The following is a 17,489-nucleotide window of genomic DNA, read 5'->3' on the forward strand; positions in this document are numbered from 1 at the left end:
GGGCGGCACCGGCGCGGCGGGGGGCGGGACGGGCACGGGCGCAGGCGGGGGCGCGGGCGGCTGCGGGGCGCCGACGGGGGGCTGGGGGTGGGCCGGGAGGGGGGGGCCGGCGGGCTCCGGGAGGGCCTGTCGATCGGCCGTCTGCCCGTCCTTGACGCTCTCCGAGTCGGCGCCCAACAGGCCCTGCGGCAGCACCAGTACGGCCTGGACGCCGCCGTAGATGTTGGTCTGGAGGCGGACCGCGATGCCGTGTCTGCGGGCCAGCGCGGAGACCACGAACAGGCCGATCCGGCCGTCCTGGAGGAGGTGGGCGACATTCACCTGATCGGGGTCGGAGAGCAGCGCGTTCATCTTGGTCTGCTCGGTGACGGGCATCCCCAGACCGCGGTCCTCGACCTCGACGGCGAGCCCGGCGGTCACCAGCTGGGCGCGCAGCAGCACCTGGGTGTGCGGGGCGGAGAACAGCGTGGCGTTCTCGACGAGTTCGGCGAGGAGGTGGATGACGTCGGCGACCGCGTGGCCGCGCAGCGTGCCGTCGATCGGCGGCACCAGCTTGACCCGGGGGTACTGCTCGACCTCGGCGATCGAGGAGCGCAGCACCTCGGTCATGGTCACCGGGTGGGACCACTGGCGGCGGGAGATGGCGCCGCCGAGGACGGCGAGGTTCTCCGCGTGCCGGCGGATACGGGTGGCGAGGTGGTCGACGTGGAACAGGCCCTTGAGCAGCTCGGGGTCCTCGACCTCGTTCTCCAGCTCGTCCAGGAGCTGGATCTCGCGGTGGACGAGGGACTGGAGCCGACGGGCCAGATTGACGAAGACTTCGACCTTCTGCTCGTTGCCGACGCTGCTGGAGAGCTGCGAGGCCTGCACCACAGCGGTCACGGCCGCCTCGTGGGACCGGGTCAGCTCGTGCGCCAGGAGCTCGAACTCATCGGCGTCCGGCGGGAGCTGAACGGGTCCGCGACGGGTGGGCGGGCCCTCGCCGCGGCGCAGTCCGTCGACCACCGTGTGCAGGTCGGCGGCCGAGCGGGCGCTGCCCCGGCGCAGCCCGTTGGCGCGGCCGAGCACGGTCTTGGCGGCCCGGTCGGCGCCCACCGCGGCGGCCGCCACGGACGCGGCGGCGAGGACCGCCATGCCGCCGAGCGCCGCCCAGAGCATCTTGGAGGGGTGGGCGTGGGTGGAGTGGAGGGTGAAGACGACGGCGGCCGCGCCGCACAGCACGGCGGCCACGGCGGGCAGCACCGCGGTGCGCAGCAGCTGGGGTCGTATGCGGCCCCCGGTGGCCGGCCGCTGCCCGCTGGGTGGCCGGCCCGCCGGAGCCGGGGCGCTCGCGGGTGCGGCCGGGGGCTGCGGCCGGTGTGCCGTACGTCCGTGCCGCCCGCCCTCGCGGCGTTCGGACCGCGCGGCGGGTGCGCGAAGATGAGACATCTGCGTCCTCGGTACGTGGGGTCCCAGAGATCGTGGTCCCGGGCCCAACTCAACCGGTATGGGCCCGCGTTGATCATCGGCCACTCACAGTAGTGGTCAACCCATCACCCTCGGTGCGCAGTTGGAAAAGTTCCCCCTGCCGCGTCCCGCTCTGGTATGACGCCTCGTACAGCAGCGCGAAATGCCGGCACATCTCCTAGGAGACGACCGGCGCCGCCTCCTGTTCTCCCGCCCTGGCGGGCTTGCGGGTGTGCACCGGCCAGCCGCCCGCCGGGGTCGGCGCGACCGGGCGCCACCAGGGCGCGGACGGCACGTTTTCCGAGGTGGGTTCGAAGGGTTCACCCGGGATGGGCAGCGCGATCCCGGTGCCGGCCGCCGCGGCGGCGGCCATCGTCCCCTCGCCCGGCTCGGCCCACGGGTGCGGGGCGAGGTTGAAGGTGCCCCAGTGGATCGGGAGCATCACGCCGTGCGGCCGGCCGCCCTGGAGGTCGAGGTGGGCCCGCATGCCTTCGGCCGGAGTCATATGGATGTCCGGCCAGAACTCGCTGTACGCGCCGATCTGGATCATCGTGGCGTCGAACGGGCCGTGCTCGGCGCCGATGTCCTTGAAGCCGTCGAAGTAGCCGGTGTCACCGCTGTGGTAGATCCGGTGCTCGGGACCGGTGACGGCCCAGGAGGCCCACAGCGTGTGCTGCTGGTTGCGCAGGCCGCGGCCGCAGAAGTGGCGCGCGGGGGTGGCGCTGAGGCTGAGCCCGTTGACCTTCGTCGACTCGTTCCAGTCGAGCTCGTGGATGCGGTCGGCCGGGACGCCCCAGTACTCCAGATGGGCGCCGACACCGAGCGGGACCGCGAACACCGTCCCCGTACCCGCCAGGGCGCGGATGGTGGGCAGGTCCAGATGGTCGTAGTGGTCGTGCGAGATGACCACGACGTCCACGGGGCCGAGTGCGGCCAGCGGGACGGGCACCGGGTGCAGGCGCTTGGGCCCGGCGAAGGCGAAGGGGGAACAGCGCTCGCCCCACACCGGGTCGAAGAGCACCCGGCGGCCGTCGATCTCGGCGAGGACACTGGAGTGCCCCATCCAGGTGAGCCGCAGTCCGGTGGCGGGCGGCCTGGCGAGGTCGGCGAGCGTCGTCGCGTGCACCGGGATGTTGCCCACCGGGGCGCGCAGGGCCCGCTGCTCCTTCTCGAAGTAGATCTTGGCGAACTCCACCATCGAGCCGGACGGCCGCGTCCGTGCGCCCTCCGGGTTCTGGAAGACCCCGTCCGCGAAGTTGGGCGAGCGGCGGATCCGCTCCAGACGCTCCCCCGCCGGGTCGGCCCCGAACGCGGCGGGGCGCAGCTCGCGCAGCCGGGAGCGGAGTGGGAGCAGAGAACCAGCGCCGGTCACGGCACCTCCTGGGGCTCGGGGGTCGTTCCATTATGTGCGGCGGGTACGACAACGCGGGAACGGCGCCGTTACGCGGCAGCGACCCGCCGGGGACGGCTCAGGCACGCGGCTGCCCGTAGGCACGCCCCACCCGCAGCCGGAGCACCACGCGGGGCGCCGTTACGCGGCAGCGACCCGCCGGGGGCGGCTCAGGCACGCGGCTGCCCGTAGGCACCCTCCACCCGCAGCCGGAGCACCACGCGGGGCGCCGTTACGCGGCAGCGACCCGCCGGGGGCAGCTCAGGCACGCGGCTGCCCGTAGGCACGCCCCACCCGCAGCCGGAGCACCACGCGCCGGTCGCGGACCATGGCCCGCCGGTAGTCCTCCCAGTCCGGGTGCTCGCCCTGGACGTCCCGGTACAGCTGAATGAGTTCCTCGACGGTCGCGTCGTGCGGGTCGGCGGCCACCGGGGAGAGGTCCGCCACGCCCTCGGCCACGGTCCAGGCCCAGCGGTCGTCGCTGGTGACGTGGTAGCTGGCGCGCGGGTCGCGGCGCAGGTTCTTCGTCTTGGCGCGGTCGTCGGTGAGGGAGACCTTGATCACGCCCTCCTCCGCGTAGTACGCGTGGTTCACGTTGGAAAGCTGGGGGCGCCCGTCGCGCTTGAGGGTGGCGAGGACGCCGCCCTTCTCCGCCGCGACCAGCTTGAGCAGTGCTTCCTCGTGTGCGTCGAATGCCGTCATGGCCACTGGAACAGCGCGCGCCCACCCCCGATTCCCGCGCGCGCGGTGAAGGTGGTGTGGGGGATGGCTGACGACGGTGTGATGGACTTGGCAGTGACTATTCGGGGCCGATCGTCCGACCGTGCGCTTAGGCTGGACGCATGTCCCCTACCGCCCACCTCCCTGGTCCCGTACTGCCGGACGCCGAAGCCGCCAATGAGGCGATTCGCGAGCTCGTCGACAGCGCGGACCCGGACGGCGGCTGGCCCTCGGAGGAGTACGAGCGGCTGCTCACGCTGTGGGCGGCGGCCACGACCGCCGATCTCGACGAGGCCGCGTAGCCCCGCCGCCGCCCTCTGGGCGCTCCGGCCGGGCGATAGGCTCGGCCTGCCCGTATGCCCGCGCCGGGCCTGTGGCACATCCCGCCGCGGCCGCCCGGGCCGATCGACACCACAGGAGAATGCCCGCCTTGTCCGAGACATCCGAGAACCGCGTACATGAGCAGGTCGCCGCGGCGCCCGGACCGGCGGACGACCGCTCCGCGCTGCGGGCCGACTGTGCGAACTGCTTCGGCCTGTGCTGCGTGGCGCTCGCGTTCTCGCGGTCCACGGACTTCGCCGTCGACAAGGCCGCCGGCGACCCCTGCGCCAACCTCGGGCAGGACTTCCGCTGCGGCATCCACGACAAGCTGCGCCCCAGGGGTTTCCAGGGGTGCACGGTGTACGACTGCTTCGGCGCGGGCCAGAAGATCTCCCAGGTCACCTTTGTCGGCCGGAACTGGCGGGAGTCCCCGGACGGGTCGCGGCAGATGTTCGCGGCGCTCCCGGTGATGCGCCAGCTCCACGAGCTGCTCTGGTACCTCGCCGAGGCGCAGGCCCGCCCGGCGGCGCGCCCGGTCCACCGCCAGGTGGCGGCCGCGCGGGAGAGGATCGAGCGCCTGACGCTCAGCGCGGTGGACACGCTCCTGGAGCTGGACGTGGCCGCGCACCGCGCCGAGGTGAACGCCCTGCTGCTGCGCACCAGCGAGCTGGTACGCGCCGAGGTCCGGGGCAAGAAGAAGGACCGCAGGGGCGCCGATCTGTTCGGGGCCCGGCTCAGGGGCGCGGATCTGCGTGGTGCGGACCTGCGCGGCGCGTATCTCATCGCGGCCGATCTGAGCGGGGCGGATCTGCGGCTCGCCGATGTGATCGGAGCGGACTTCCGCGACGCGGACCTCGCCGGGGCGGACCTCACCGACTGCCTCTTCCTCACCCAGACGCAGGTCAACGCGGCGCGGGGCGACGCGGGGACTGTGCTGCCGGGGGGCCTGGAGCGCCCGTCGCACTGGGACAAGGGCACCTCGGCCCCGCCCGCGCCGTCCGGGCGCAAGGACGCCACCCCGGCCGCCTCCGGCCGTAAGGGCGGCCCGTCCGGCAAGCCCGGCGCCTCCCGGCGCAGGGGCTCGGGCCCGGCCGGGTCCCGCCGCAAGTAGCCGATCGCCTGCCCGCAGGGCCCGTACGAGCCCTGGGCCGCTTGGGGCCACCCCACTATGCATGCCGTGTATACACCTCACGTATAGTCCCCGCCATGTTCTGGTCCAGGCCGAAGGGGAGTCGCGTCATGCGCAGCAGCAATTCCGAAGTGCGTCGTGCCCGGGGGCGGGCGGCCGCCGCGCTGGTCGCCGTGGCCGCACTCGGCCTGACGCTGACCGGCTGCTCCGACGGCGCCGTCTCGCCGCGCTCCGCCCGCAACGACGCGCTCGACAGCAAGGCCGCGGCGGGTGCCGACGCGGGCACCGCCGCCGGGGTCGACTGCCGCAAGGCCAAATGCATAGCCCTGACCTTCGACGCCGGGCCGGGCGAGAAGACGCCCCAACTGCTCGACACGCTCAAGGAGAAGAAGGTGCACGCCACCTTCTTCCTGCTCGGCAGGAACCACGTCGAGAAGTACCCCGACACCGTGCGCCGCATCGCCGCCGAGGGGCACGAGGTCGCCAACCACACCTGGTCGCACGAGCGTCTGGACAACCTGAAGCCCGACGAGATACGCACCGAGCTCAACCGCACCCAGGAGGCGGTGGCCAAGCTGACCGGCCGCAAGCCGGTCCTGATGCGGCCGCCGCAGGGCCGCACCAACAAGGAAGTCACCAAGGTCAGCAAGGAGCTGGGGCTCTCGCAGATCCTGTGGAGCGCGACCGCCAAGGACTACTCCACCAACGACTCGGCCCTGATCACCGAGCGCATCCTCGACCAGGCCGACCGCGACGGCATCATCCTGCTGCACGACATCTACGACGGGACCGTGCCCGCCGTGCCCGGGATCATCGACGCCCTCAAAGCGCGCGGCTTCACCTTCGTGACCGTGCCCCAGCTGCTCACCCCCGCCGCCCCGAAGCCCGGCCAGCTCTACCGCCCCTGACGCTCCCCTGGGCCGCGCGTGGACACGGCCAGGATTTCGCCCTCAGCATGCAACGCTTCTCAGGACCCGTTCCGGCAGGCAGAGTTGCGGCCATGAAGCTGCTGATACTGGGTGGTACGGAATTTGTCGGCCGCGCCGTGGCCGAGGCCGCGGTGGCGCGCGGGCACGAGGTGACGGTCTTCCACCGGGGCCGCCACGAGCCGCCCGAGGGTGTGCGCACACTGCTCGGCGACCGGACGGCCGAGGGCGGCCTGGCGGCGCTGACCGACGGGCGGTGGGACGTGGTCGTGGACACCTGGTCGGGGGCGCCCTCGGCGGTGCGCGACGCCGCGCGGCTGCTCGCCGAGGGGCGCGCCGCCCGGTACGTCTATGTGTCGAGCCGGTCCGTGTACGCGGACCCGGTCCCGGCCGCGGCCGACGAGGCCGCGCCGCCGGTCGAGGGCTCGCCCGACGCCGGGGACGAGGTGGACTATCCGCGGGCCAAGCGCGGCGGCGAGCTCGCCGCCGTCCAGGAGTTCGGCCCGGACCGCTCGCTCCTGGTGCGCGCGGGGCTGATCCTCGGCCCGTGGGAGAACATCGGGCGGCTGCCGTGGTGGCTGGGGCGCATGGCGCGCGGCGGCGAGGTGCTCGCGCCGGGGCCGCGCGATCTGCCGGTCCAGTTCATCGACGCCCGGGACCTGGCGGAGTGGATCGTGAGCGCGGCCGACTTCGGGCTCTGCGGCCCGTACAACCTGGTCTCCCCGCCGGACCACACCACCATGGGCGAGCTCCTTGAGGCATGCGTACGGGTCACCGGCGGCGGCGCGGAGCTGCGCTGGACGGACCCGGAGGCGATCCTGGCCGCCGGGGTCGAGCCCTGGAACCACCTGCCGGTGTGGATTCCGCCGGGCGAGCTGCACCGCACGATGCACGGCTCGAACGTATGGAAGGCCGTGCTGTCGGGGCTGCGCTGCCGTCCCGTCGAGGAGACGGTCGCCGACACCTGGGCCTGGCTCGAATCGATCGGCGGCGAGGCTCCGCAGCGGCCGGACCGCCCCCGGGTCGGACTCGACCCGGAGACGGAGCGGAGGCTGCTGGCGCAGCGGTGATTCGGCTGCGGGCCGTCTGTGGCTGGCCGCTCCCCCAAGTTCGCGGCTTCGCTCGAACAGGGCGACCCCCGTCCCGGCAGAGCCGCACATGCCACAGCCCCGCACCCCTATAGGGGCGCGGGGCCGCACCGCACCGCACCGCACCGCACCGAGGAAAGCTGCTCCGAGGAAAGCTGCTCCGATACGGAGCTGATGATGCGTCAGAGAGGCAGCAGATCCGGGCGCTTGGGCTCCACGTGGTCGCCCGAGCTCTCGCCGCGCAGCCGTCGTCCGATCCACGGCACCAGGTGCTCGCGCGCCCAGTGGATGTCGTCGCGCCGCACGTCCAGGGTGTTGCGCGGCGGCAGCGGGGGCCACGCCTGGTCCGGGTCGGCCGGGATCTGCAGCCCGAGCACCTGGGCGGCGCGCAGTGCGACCCGGGTGTGCCCCTCCGGCGACAGATGCAGCCGGTCGCCGTCCCACGCCCGCCTGTCCTGAACGGACTTGAGCGACCACAGGTCGAGCACCGGGCACCCGTAGCGGTCCGCGATGGAGCGCACGTGCGCGGTGTATGTGGCGACCTTGCCCCGCAGATGCTTGAAGACCGGCACCCCGCGCGTGTCGAACCCGGTGGTCACCATGACCGTCGGGATCGCGCTCTTCAAGTCGGCCACGGCGCGCTCGAAGCGCTCGGCCACGTCGTCCGGGTCGCTGCCCGGCCGGATGATGTCGTTGCCCCCCGCGCAGAAGCTCACCAGGTCGGGCGCGAGCTCCTTGGCCCGCGGCACCTGCTCCTCGACGATCTGGTCGAGGAGCCTGCCGCGGACCGCGAGATTAGCGTAGCGAAAGGCCCCCTCCGGTCGCTGGTCTGCCAGTAGCACGGCGAACCTGTCCGCCCAGCCGACGAACGCCCCGTCCGGGCCGGGGTCGCCGACGCCTTCCGTGAAGCTGTCGCCGAGCGCCGTGTACGACCCGAACGTACCGCTGCTGAATGATCTCGAATCGTCTGCCACGAGACCACATCTTTCCCTTATGGGTGTGACCTACGCGACCGTAAGGAGGGGTTGACGATGGGTGATATAGACCACCCGGTCAGTTTCCCGCAGCGGGAATACGCGCCAATTACCGACGGGCAAACGGCCGTCAGAGGTTCGCGCCCTGCTGGCGGAGGTAGGCGAGCGGGTCGACGTCGGAGCCGTAGTCGGGCGTGGTGCGGATCTCGAAGTGCAGGTGCGGGCCGGTGACGTTGCCGGTGGCGCCGGAGAGCCCGAGCTGCTGGCCCTCGGTCACGGTCTGCCCGGCCGAGACGGAGAACTGCGAGAGGTGGGCGTACTGGGAGTACATGCCGTCGGCGTGCCGGATGACGACCTGGTTGCCGTACGCGCCGCCCCAGCCGGCCGAGACGACCGTGCCCGCGCCGACCGCCTTCACCGTGGTGCCGGTGTCGGCCGCGAAGTCGACGCCCGTGTGGTAGCCGCTGGACCACATGGATCCGGCCATGCGGTACGGGGTGCCGATGCTCACGCTGTCGAGCGGCGCGCGGAAGCCGGAGGCGGAGCCCTGGTTCGCGGTGGCGGACGAGGAGGTGTCGGCGGCGGCCGCCTTGGGGGCGGAGGCGGCCGGGGAGGACTTCGGCGTGCGGGGGGCGGACTTCTTCGTACCGGAGGCGTGCGAACCGCTCGCCTTGGCGGAGCCGTGCGACGCGCCGCCGCCCGGGGCCTTGGCCCCGAGGGTGAGCTTCATGCCCGGGCGGATCAGCGCCGGGTCGGAGCCGACGACCTCGCGGTTGTCCTTGTAGAGCCGCTGCCAGCCGCCGAGCCGGTGGTCCTGGGCGATCTGCGACAGGCAGTCGCCGCTCTTGACCTTGTACGTGGTGGGCACGGCCTGCGGGGCGGCGGCCGGAGCGGCGGTGAAGGTCCCGGCGGCGCGGACGGCCTGCTGGGGCGCGGTGGCGGGGGCGGCGGTCTTCACCGCGGCGTGCGCGCCGGTGGCGCCCAGCAGCGGGATGGCGAGCGCGGCGCCGCCCGTACCGGCGGCGACCATGCCCCGGGATATCGGGCTGGACTTGGGACGGCGGTGCTTACCCTTCGCGGGCATGGCGGATTCCTCTCCGGCGCCTGCGAGGTGAGCTGTCGGGTTCGGGCTGGAGCTGCCCGGCCGGGCACCGCGTGCGGTGTTCCGGCTTCACCCCGAGCCGTGCCGGAGTTCCGGACGGCGCTTACCTGGGTCCCCCGCTCCTGCCACGCGTGGATGGGTGCGGATTCCGAGCGGTGGCAGGATTCGGCGGTCCACCCGGATTGCGGTGACCGTAAGCGAGCCCGGTGGGTCACGACAAGTACCCATTCGCCTTCGGCATTCCCGGCCGGGAATTCCTCCGGGAATTCCGGTCACCCTGCGTCGACCGGAATTCCCAACAGGCCCCGCCGGAACGGGGGATTCATTCGGGGCTGCCACCACGGAACGTCACGGGTATGACGCTGCTCACGGGCAACCTCCCCTTCCCGCCAGGGAGATGGACAGGAGCCATCAAATCGCCCAATCCGGGTGAAAGTTCTAGTCGATTCACCCCTTCCCGCCACCTATCACCCTTCTGTCCACTTTTGGTCAGTGCATCCCGATGGAGATCTTCAGTGCGCCAAGAACGCGAATTCCTTATGCCGGGAGTTCGCCAAGCCGCCGGAAACGGAACACCGCCGCATCAAGATCGCCCCGCAGCCCGGTGTCCAGACCCCGGTGCAGCAATACCGCTCCCCTGTGTACGGCCCCGGTGTCGAGGCACCGATAGGCCGCCGCCGGGTCCAGGCCGCGCAGCCGTACGGCCGGGGGACGCTCGCCGTAGCGCTGGGCCTGGAGATGGGCGAGGACCACGGTGTCGTCGCCGCGTACGTACTGGACGGCGCTGAGCCCCCCGCGCGGCGGCCGCAGCCGGTACTGGGCCCCGAGCTGCACCACCGGCCGGATCGCCTTGTACAGCTCCACCCACCCGCGCGCCTCGGCCAGTTCGGCCTCGCTCCATCGGGTGAGGTCGCCGCCGATGCCGAGCGCTCCGGCCATCGCGCTCACAAAGCGGAAGCGCAGGCTGCTGCGGCGGCCGTTGAGCAGGGTGTTGGGGCTGTCGGTGACCCAGGCGGCCATGACCCGGGCCGGGTGCAGCTGGCTGAAGCCGTCCTGGATGGCGAGCCGGTCCAGCGGGTCGGTGTTGTCGGAGGTCCACACCTGGTCCGTACGGGAGAGGATGCCGAGGTCGATCCGGCCGCCGCCGCCCGAGCAGGACTCGAAGTCGACCGAGGGGTGCGCGGCCCGCAGCCGGTCCAACAGGCCGTACAGCGCCCGGACATGCTCGATCCAGAGCTTCTGCGGATACTCCTCGCCGGGCCAGCCCGCGTCGGTGAAGCAGCGGTTGAAGTCCCACTTCACATAGTCGACGGGCGCGCTCGAAAGGAGTCCGTCCAGCTGCTCCCAGAGGTACTCCTGGACGTCCGGGCGGGCCAGGTTGAGCACGAGCTGGTTGCGGAACTCGGTGCGCCGGCGTCCGCTCTGGTGCTGCACCCACTCCGGGTGCGCCCGGTACAGCGCGCTGTCGGCGTTGACCATCTCCGGCTCGACCCAGATCCCGAACCGCATGCCCAGCGCGTGCACTTCGTCGGCCAGCGGCTTGAGGCCGCCGGGGAAGCGCTCGGGGTTGGGCGTCCAGTCGCCGAGCCCGGCCGCGTCATGGGTGCGGTCCCCGAACCAGCCGTCGTCGATGACGAACAGCTCGACGCCCATCGCGGCCGCCCGGTGCGCCAGCGCCCGCTGCTGCGGCTCGGAGATGTCGAACCCGGTGGCCTCCCAGGAGTTGAAGAGCACCGGCCGCACCCGCTCGGCATCCGGGATCACCCGGGCCAGCTGCCAGGCGTGCCACTCCCGGCTGGCTCCGCCGAAGCCGTCCGGGCTCCACAGCCCGGCGAAGACCGGTGTGGTGTACGAATCGCCGGGCGCGAGGGACAGCAGCCCGGAGTCGTCGTACCCGGCGCCGCCGCTGATCTGCACCCGGCCGTCCGGCAGGTGCTGGACGGCGATGCGCCAGGACCCGGACCAGCCGAGCGCGCACCCGTACACCTCGCCGCTCTCCTCGGTGGCGGTGCCCTCGGCGTCCAGGGCGACCCAGGGCAGGTGCTGGTGGCCGGTGTGGCCGCGGCGGCTGCCGAGCACCTTGTCGCCCGGGGTGAGGTCGGCCCGTACGAGCCGGGACTCGGCCGCCCAGCGGCCGTGCAGCTGGCTGAGCCGCCAGCCGTCGCGCAGCGGCAGCGTCCACACGGCCGCGTCGGCCCGCAGCAGCTCCAGGTCCGGGTCCCCGGCCGTGCCCTCGTGGGCGACGGTCGCCCAGCGCTCGACGACGTCGGCGTCGTCGCGCATCCGGTAGTGCAGGGTGAGCCCCAGGCCGTGCACCGCGTCGGTGCAGCGCAGCCGCAGTTCGTCGCCGTCGGCCACGGCGTCCGCGAAGGTCCACTCGGTGCCGCGCACCCGAGGGGTCCGTACGGAGAGCGCGGGGCGCGCGAATCGGGGCCCGCCCTCCACCACGTATTCCTCCTGGCCATCCAGTGGTGACTCGAAGGGCCAGTAGGGCGGCAGGGGCTGGGCGGCCAGTGCCTCGGCGTCGGCGAGGGCCAGGCGCGGGCCCCAGTGGAGGTGCAGGAGTTCCCCGTGGTCCGTGAGGTGCAGCGCATAGCCGCTGGTGCGGCCGGAGAGCAGCCACACCCGTCCGTCGTCCGTAGTCTCGATCATCGCGACTCCCCAGTTCCGCACAGGTACGCACAGGCACGAACACCAACAACAGGATCGGGGGTCCTTCGCCGCGAGGGCAACGGGTGCGAGGGGGTCGCCTTCCGGTCGGGCCGTCGAGATGATTGCCCCGGGAACCCATGTCGTATCGTCGGATCGAGCGGCGTGATCTTTTTTCGAACCACATCAGGAGCGAACGTGACGCAGCAGACTCCGCAGGTCCCTTCGACCGAACCCGAGCTCTCCGGGGTGCGCAACTTCCGTGATGTGGGCGGACTGCCGACCGTGGACGGCCGCCGGCTGCGGCACGGACGGCTCTTCCGCAGCGGCCACCTGGCACACGCGACCGAGCAGGACGCTGCCTTCCTCGCCACCCTCGGGCTGCACACCATCTTCGACTTCCGCAACGCGGCGGACCAGAAGCTGGAGGGGCCGGACGTGGACCTGCCGGGGGTGCGCAATGTGAACATACCGCTGACGGACCCCGCCGACGGGGCCGAGTTCTGGAAGATGGTCCGCGACGGCGACATCAACCAGCTGCGGTCGGTCCTCTCCGACGGCCGGGGCGCCGACCGGATGTCCCGCTCGTACCGGACGATCATCCGCGAGCGCACGGCCGAGCACAGCCGGGTGCTGCACGCGCTCGCAGAGGACAGCGTCCCGGCGCTGATGCACTGTGCGGCGGGCAAGGACCGCGCCGGGCTCTCGATCGCGGTGTCGCTGCTCGCGGTGGGCGTCGAGCGGGAGGCCATCGAGGCGGACTACCTCAAGTCCAACGACCCGCACCGCCGCTACAAGATGCACCGCAGCGACACCTCCGCGGCCGGGATGAGCGCGGAGATCGTGGAGCTGCTCAACCCCCTCTTCGACGCCCGCGCCAGCTATCTGCACGCGGCCTTCGACACCATCGAGGAGACCTGGGGCACCACCGACCGCTATCTGACCGAGGGCCTGGGCCTCACGGCCGAGACCCGCGAGCGGCTGCGGGACCGCTTGGTGCAGGACGCGGCGTGAGCCGCGTGGCGGGTTACTTGCCGATCGTGAACAGAAGGTAGAGGAAGGCCGCGAAGATGTGGCCCGCGATCAAGTAGGCGAAGAGCCGGACCACGAGCCCCCGGGGGAACTTCGTCTCCTGGGTGCTCGCGTCGGACCGTCCCTGGTTCTGCGACATGGCGTACCTCTCAGCCGTGCGGGTGGTGCGGATACGGATCGGGGCTCTGGAGCAGGGTGTGGACGAACAGGAACGCGGCCCCGCCGTGCGAGACGGCGGAGATCCGGTGCGGGGTGAGCGAGTCGAAGTGCGCGCTGTCGCCGGGGTCGAGTTCGTGCGTGGCGTCGCCGAGGGTGAGCCGCAGCCGCCCGGACAGGACGTGGAGCCACTCCTCGCCGGGGTGGACGCGGACGAGCTCGCGCTGGGTGCCGTACGGGACCTCCACGCGCAGGGCCTGCATGGCCCGGCCCGGGTGGCCCGCCCGGTGGTAGGTCCAGCCGTCGGCCTCGGCGGGCTCGGCACGGCCGCCCCGGATGACGGGTTCGCGCTCGGGCGGCATCTCGCCGAGCAGCTCGGAAACCGTCGTACCGTAGGTACGGGCGAGCGCCAGCAGCATCGGCAGCGAGGGCTGGCGGGCGCCCGTCTCAAGGCGGGAGAGGTGCGCCGGTGAGAGACCGGCGCGCGGGGCGGCGGCCTCCAGGGTGAGGCCGCGGCGGCGCCGCAGGTCGCGCAGGCGCGGGGCGACATCGGGGAGCGCGGGGCCGGCCGGCTCCCCGGCGCCTTCGGCGGGAGTGCTCATGCACTCCATTCAGTCAGCGGGTTGCCGCTGGGGCAAATTTTTTGCCCCAGAGGCAAAACCGTCTACCGGTTGGCGACCGCCTGCTTGACCAGGGTCCGGCCGAAGTCCCACATCAGGCTTCCGCCGCCGTGCGCGTCGTCCATGACGGCGGTGAACGCGTCGACGAACCGGTCCACCTCGGGCTCGCCGATCGTCAGCGGCGGGATCAGCTTGATCACCTCCAGATGGTCGCCGGAGACCTGGGTGAGGATGCGGTGCTTCTGGAGCAGCGGCACCACGACCATCTGAGAGAAGAGGCCCTTGCGGGCGGTCTGGAGCATGGTCCAGCGTCCGCGCAGCCGCATCGAGGAGGGCTTGCCGAACTCGATGCCGATCATCAGCCCGCGCCCGCGCACGTCGTGCAGCAGCTCGTAGCGGTCGACCAGCGCGGCGAGCCGGGACCTCAGGAGCTCGCCCGTGGCGCGCGCGTTGGCGACGACGTCCTCGTCCTCCATCACCGCGAGCACCGCCAGCCCCGCCGCCATCGCCTGGGCGTTGGAGCCGAAGCTGGCGGAGTGGACCAGGACCCGGTCCATCGACGAGTAGACCTTCTTGAAGATCCACTCCTTGCCGAGGGTCGCGCCGACCGGCACATAGCCGCCGGAGAGCGCCTTGGCGACACAGACCAGGTCCGGCTCGACGCCCTTGTCGTGCTGGTACGCGTAGAAGTCGCCGGTCCTGCCGAGCCCGGTCTGCACCTCGTCCGCGATCAGCAGCGCCTTGTGCTTGTGGAGCAGCTCCTGCGCGGCGAGCAGATAGCCGGGCGGCGCCTCGTGGACGCCCTTGCCCTGGACCGGCTCCACGATCAGCGCGGCCACGTCGCCGTGCTTCAACTCCCGCTCAAGGGCCGCGAGATCACCGAGCGGGACCGCCGTGTCGGGCAGCAGCGGGGCGAAGCCGTCGCGGAAGCCCGACTCGCCGTTGACCGAGAGCGCGCCGGTGGTCAGCCCGTGGAAGGCGTGGGAGCAGTACAGGACCCTGGGCCGGCCGGTGGCGTACCGGGCGAACTTCAGGGCGGTCTCCACCGCCTCCGTACCGCTGTTGCCGAAGAACACCCGGTCCAGGTGCGGGCTGTGGGCGAGCAGCTTCTCGGCGAGCAGGCCGGGCAGCGGCTGGCAGTCGAAGCGGGTGAGGTCCGCGAGCGAGGCGTCCAGCACGTCGTGGAGTGCCTTGCGCACCACGGGGTGGTGGCGGCCCAGGCCCATCACCCCGAACCCCGCGAGCATGTCCAGGTAGTCCTGGCCGTCCGCGTCCCAGAAGTACGCGCCCTCGGCCCGCTCGTAGACCTTGTCGAAGCCGATGGTGTGCAGCATGCGCGGCAGCTGGTGGTTGAGGTACTTGGTGTGCAGCTCGTAGCGCTCGGCCCCGCGCTCGGCGAGGAGCCGGGCCAGGTCGAAGCCCTTGGGTCCGCCGTCGGTCATGCGTCGCTCTCCTTCTCGGCCGCCGCGGCGGCGTCCTGGCGCGCCGCCAGCGCGGCGCTGATCCGTCCCGCGATCTCCACCGGGGTGAGCCCGATGTCGGCGAGGACCTCGGCGCGCTTGGCGTGCGCGAGGAACTGCTCGGGGATGCCGAAGCCGCGCAGCGGGGTGTCCACCCCGGCGTCCCGCAGGGCCTGCCCGACGGCCCACCCGACGCCGCCGGTACGGATGTTGTCCTCCACGACCGCGACCAGCGCGTGCCGCTCGGCCAGCGGCGCCAGCTGCTCGTCGACGGGCTTGACCCACCGGGGGTCCACCACCGTGCACCCGATGCCGCGCCCGGCGAGCAGATCGGCGGCCTGGAGGCAGACGGGCGCGAGCACCCCGACCGCCACGAGCAGCACCTCCGCGTCCTCGTCGCGGCGCAGCACGTCCATGGAGCCGATGCGGTCCAGCGCGGGGAGGTCCGGGCCGACCGGCTCCTTGGGGAAGCGGAGCACCGTCGGGGCGTCGTCGACCTCGACCGCCTCACGCAGCTGGGCCCGCAGCTCGGCCGCGTCGCGCGGGGCCGCGATCCGCAGCCCGGGCACGACCTGGAGGACGGAGAGGTCCCACATGCCGTTGTGCGAGGCGCCGTCGACGCCGGTGACCCCGGCCCGGTCCAGGACGAACGTCACCCCGCACCGGTGCAGGGCGACGTCCATCAGGACCTGGTCGAAGGCGCGGTTGAGGAAGGTGGCGTAGACGGCGACGACGGGGTGAAGGCCGCCGGTGGCGAGCCCGGCCGCCGAGACGGCCGCGTGCTGCTCGGCGATGCCCACGTCCCAGATCCGGTCCGGGAAGCGCGCGGCGAACTCGGTGAGCCCGGTGGGGTGGAGCATCGCGGCGGTGATCGCCACGATGTCCGGCCGCTCCTCGCCGAGCGCGGCCAGCTCCCTGCCGAACACCGTGGTCCAGGAGGGGCCGTTGGACGGCGTCAGCGGCTCGCAGGTCAGCGGGTCCATCGCGCCCACCGCGTGGAAGCGGTCGGCCTCGTCGTCCAGGGCCGGCTGGTAGCCGCGCCCCTTCTCGGTGAGGCAGTGCACCAGGACGGGGCCGTGGAAGCGCCTGGCTCGCCGCAGCGCCGACTCGACGGCCTCGATGTCGTGCCCGTCGATGGGCCCCACGTACTTCAGTCCCAGGTCCTCGAACATGCCCTGCGGCGCGAACGCGTCCTTGAACCCCTTCTTGGCGCCGTGCAGCGACTCGTACAGCGGCCGCCCCACCACCGGTGTCTGCTGGAGCACCTGCTTGCCCCAGGCCAGGAACCGCTCGTACCCGTCGGTGGTGCGCAGGGTCGCCAGGTGGTTGGCGAGGCCGCCGATGGTCGGGCCGTAGGAGCGCTCGTTGTCGTTGACGACGATGATCAGCGGCCGGTCCCGGGCGGCCGCGATGTTGTTGAGGGCCTCCCAGGCCATGCCGCCGGTGAGCGCGCCGTCGCCGATGACCGCGACGACATGGGCGTCCCTGTTCAGGACGCTGTTGGCCTTGGCGAGTCCGTCGGCCCAGCCGAGCACGGTCGAGGCGTGCGAGTTCTCGATGACGTCGTGCTCGGACTCGGCGCGCGAGGGGTAGCCGGAGAGCCCGCCCTTGGAGCGCAGCTTCGAGAAGTCCTGGCGCCCGGTGAGCAGTTTGTGTACGTAACTCTGGTGCCCGGTGTCCCACAGGATGCGGTCGACCGGCGAGTCGAAGGTCCGGTGGAGGGCGATGGAGAGCTCCACCACCCCCAGATTGGGCCCCAGATGGCCCCCGGTCCGCGCCACCGCGTGGACCAGGAAATCCCTGATCTCCTGTGACAGCGCGGCGAGTTGGGCGCCGTCCAGCGCCTTCAGATCGTGCGGCCCCCGAACATTCTCCAAGATCGTCACGCTGGAGCCCCCTTCGGATCCCGTTCAGCTCTCCGTGGTGCCGGTCAGCCCCGCGCGGTGACGCTCGGGGCGCCGGAGGCGACGCCCTCCCCCTCCATCTCCTGGGCGATCTTCATCGCCTCTTCGATCAGCGTCTCGACGATCTTCGACTCGGGAACCGTCTTGATCACCTCACCCTTGACGAAGATCTGACCCTTGCCATTGCCCGAGGCCACACCCAGATCCGCCTCACGCGCCTCACCCGGCCCGTTCACCACACACCCCATCACCGCGACCCGCAAAGGCACCTCCATGCCCTCAAGACCCGCCGTGACCTCCTCCGCCAACTTGTACACATCCACCTGCGCCCGACCACACGACGGACACGACACGATCTCCAGACGACGCTGACGCAGATTCAACGACTCCAGAATCTGCATCCCCACCTTGATCTCCTCCGCCGGCGGCGCCGACAAGGAAACCCGGATCGTGTCCCCGATCCCCTGACTCAGCAGAGCACCGAACGCCACAGCCGACTTGATCGTCCCCTGGAACGCCGGACCCGCCTCCGTCACACCCAGATGCAACGGATAGTCACACCGCGCCGCCAA

16 protein-coding genes and 1 riboswitch are annotated in these 17,489 nt (G+C 72.1%); of the genes, 5 read left to right on the forward strand and 11 right to left on the reverse strand.

Annotated elements, in window-relative coordinates:
• The 3 genes from ACFWA7_RS36490 to ACFWA7_RS36500 form a co-directional block, all read right to left on the reverse strand.
• The coding region (locus ACFWA7_RS36490; protein ID WP_385827373.1) for an ATP-binding protein at positions 1-1,428 on the reverse strand (1,428 nt) is incomplete at its 3' end.
• Positions 1,429-1,624: 196 nt separating this feature from the next.
• Entirely contained in the window at positions 1,625-2,818 is a 1,194-nt protein-coding gene (locus ACFWA7_RS36495) for an MBL fold metallo-hydrolase (RefSeq protein WP_385827375.1), read from the reverse strand.
• 279 nt (positions 2,819-3,097) lie between these two features.
• Positions 3,098-3,538, reverse strand: a complete 441-nt coding sequence (locus tag ACFWA7_RS36500; RefSeq protein ID WP_385544432.1) for a PPOX class F420-dependent oxidoreductase — start codon at positions 3,536-3,538, stop codon at positions 3,098-3,100.
• Positions 3,539-3,678: 140 nt separating this feature from the next.
• Here ACFWA7_RS36500 and ACFWA7_RS36505 point away from each other — a divergent pair, with 140 nt between their 5' ends.
• From ACFWA7_RS36505 to ACFWA7_RS36520, 4 genes are all read left to right on the forward strand, one after another.
• Positions 3,679-3,858, forward strand: a complete 180-nt coding sequence (locus ACFWA7_RS36505) for a hypothetical protein (protein ID WP_385544435.1) — start codon at positions 3,679-3,681, stop codon at positions 3,856-3,858.
• Between the two features lie 119 nt (positions 3,859-3,977).
• Positions 3,978-4,988: a pentapeptide repeat-containing protein gene (locus ACFWA7_RS36510; RefSeq protein WP_385827377.1), complete on the forward strand. Its 1,011-nt coding sequence runs from the start codon at positions 3,978-3,980 to the stop codon at positions 4,986-4,988.
• A gap of 128 nt (positions 4,989-5,116) precedes the next feature.
• Complete coding sequence (locus ACFWA7_RS36515) at positions 5,117-5,914, forward strand: polysaccharide deacetylase family protein (protein WP_385544441.1); 798 nt, start codon at positions 5,117-5,119, stop codon at positions 5,912-5,914.
• A gap of 92 nt (positions 5,915-6,006) precedes the next feature.
• The gene (locus tag ACFWA7_RS36520) at positions 6,007-7,002 is read left to right on the forward strand and encodes an NAD-dependent epimerase/dehydratase family protein (protein ID WP_385827379.1); all 996 of its coding nucleotides are present in this window, start codon (positions 6,007-6,009) and stop codon (positions 7,000-7,002) included.
• Positions 7,003-7,202: 200 nt separating this feature from the next.
• On the opposite strand, the gene ACFWA7_RS36525 is transcribed toward ACFWA7_RS36520, so the two are convergent.
• From ACFWA7_RS36525 to ACFWA7_RS36535, 3 genes are all read right to left on the reverse strand, one after another.
• Positions 7,203-7,994, reverse strand: a complete 792-nt coding sequence (locus ACFWA7_RS36525) for an SGNH/GDSL hydrolase family protein (protein ID WP_385544447.1) — start codon at positions 7,992-7,994, stop codon at positions 7,203-7,205.
• A gap of 130 nt (positions 7,995-8,124) precedes the next feature.
• Positions 8,125-9,078, reverse strand: coding sequence for a peptidoglycan DD-metalloendopeptidase family protein (locus tag ACFWA7_RS36530; RefSeq protein WP_385544450.1), 954 nt, complete (start codon positions 9,076-9,078; stop codon positions 8,125-8,127).
• 4 nt (positions 9,079-9,082) lie between these two features.
• Positions 9,083-9,248: riboswitch (cyclic di-AMP (ydaO/yuaA leader) on the reverse strand.
• 385 nt (positions 9,249-9,633) lie between these two features.
• Entirely contained in the window at positions 9,634-11,748 is a 2,115-nt protein-coding gene (locus tag ACFWA7_RS36535; RefSeq protein ID WP_385544453.1) for an alpha-galactosidase, read from the reverse strand.
• Positions 11,749-11,943: 195 nt separating this feature from the next.
• Here ACFWA7_RS36535 and ACFWA7_RS36540 point away from each other — a divergent pair, with 195 nt between their 5' ends.
• Positions 11,944-12,759, forward strand: a complete 816-nt coding sequence (locus tag ACFWA7_RS36540; protein ID WP_385544456.1) for a tyrosine-protein phosphatase — start codon at positions 11,944-11,946, stop codon at positions 12,757-12,759.
• A gap of 13 nt (positions 12,760-12,772) precedes the next feature.
• Here the strand turns inward: ACFWA7_RS36540 and ACFWA7_RS36545 are convergent, their stop codons facing one another.
• The 5 genes from ACFWA7_RS36545 to ACFWA7_RS36565 form a co-directional block, all read right to left on the reverse strand.
• Positions 12,773-12,916, reverse strand: a complete 144-nt coding sequence (locus ACFWA7_RS36545) for a DUF6126 family protein (RefSeq protein ID WP_385544459.1) — start codon at positions 12,914-12,916, stop codon at positions 12,773-12,775.
• 10 nt (positions 12,917-12,926) lie between these two features.
• The gene (locus ACFWA7_RS36550) at positions 12,927-13,535 is read right to left on the reverse strand and encodes a helix-turn-helix domain-containing protein (protein ID WP_385827381.1); all 609 of its coding nucleotides are present in this window, start codon (positions 13,533-13,535) and stop codon (positions 12,927-12,929) included.
• 62 nt (positions 13,536-13,597) lie between these two features.
• Positions 13,598-14,995, reverse strand: coding sequence for an aspartate aminotransferase family protein (locus tag ACFWA7_RS36555; RefSeq protein WP_385827383.1), 1,398 nt, complete (start codon positions 14,993-14,995; stop codon positions 13,598-13,600).
• Entirely contained in the window at positions 14,992-16,899 is a 1,908-nt protein-coding gene (dxs, locus tag ACFWA7_RS36560) for a 1-deoxy-D-xylulose-5-phosphate synthase (RefSeq protein ID WP_385827385.1), read from the reverse strand. Before dxs ends, ACFWA7_RS36555 begins: the two co-directional genes overlap by 4 nt.
• A 44-nt stretch (positions 16,900-16,943) precedes the next feature.
• On the reverse strand, positions 16,944-17,489 hold a 546-nt coding region (locus ACFWA7_RS36565), incomplete at its 5' end, for a flavodoxin-dependent (E)-4-hydroxy-3-methylbut-2-enyl-diphosphate synthase (RefSeq protein ID WP_385827387.1).

The sequence above is a fragment of the Streptomyces sp. NPDC059994 genome (genome assembly GCF_042737755.1).
Classification (GTDB): domain Bacteria; phylum Actinomycetota; class Actinomycetes; order Streptomycetales; family Streptomycetaceae; genus Streptomyces.

What these genes read in the sequence shown, in the direction of transcription:
- ACFWA7_RS36500 (WP_385544432.1), bottom strand. Translation starts at nt 3,538, where the DNA reads ATGACGGCATTCGACGCACACGAGGAAGCACTGCTCAAGCTGGTCGCG.
- ACFWA7_RS36505 (WP_385544435.1), top strand. Translation starts at nt 3,679, where the DNA reads ATGTCCCCTACCGCCCACCTCCCTGGTCCCGTACTGCCGGACGCCGAA.
- ACFWA7_RS36510 (WP_385827377.1), top strand. Translation starts at nt 3,978, where the DNA reads ATGCCCGCCTTGTCCGAGACATCCGAGAACCGCGTACATGAGCAGGTC.
- ACFWA7_RS36515 (WP_385544441.1), top strand. Translation starts at nt 5,117, where the DNA reads ATGCGCAGCAGCAATTCCGAAGTGCGTCGTGCCCGGGGGCGGGCGGCC.
- ACFWA7_RS36520 (WP_385827379.1), top strand. Translation starts at nt 6,007, where the DNA reads ATGAAGCTGCTGATACTGGGTGGTACGGAATTTGTCGGCCGCGCCGTG.
- ACFWA7_RS36530 (WP_385544450.1), bottom strand. Translation starts at nt 9,078, where the DNA reads ATGCCCGCGAAGGGTAAGCACCGCCGTCCCAAGTCCAGCCCGATATCC.
- ACFWA7_RS36535 (WP_385544453.1), bottom strand. Translation starts at nt 11,748, where the DNA reads ATGATCGAGACTACGGACGACGGACGGGTGTGGCTGCTCTCCGGCCGC.
- ACFWA7_RS36545 (WP_385544459.1), bottom strand. Translation starts at nt 12,916, where the DNA reads ATGTCGCAGAACCAGGGACGGTCCGACGCGAGCACCCAGGAGACGAAG.
- ACFWA7_RS36550 (WP_385827381.1), bottom strand. Translation starts at nt 13,535, where the DNA reads ATGAGCACTCCCGCCGAAGGCGCCGGGGAGCCGGCCGGCCCCGCGCTC.
- ACFWA7_RS36555 (WP_385827383.1), bottom strand. Translation starts at nt 14,995, where the DNA reads ATGACCGACGGCGGACCCAAGGGCTTCGACCTGGCCCGGCTCCTCGCC.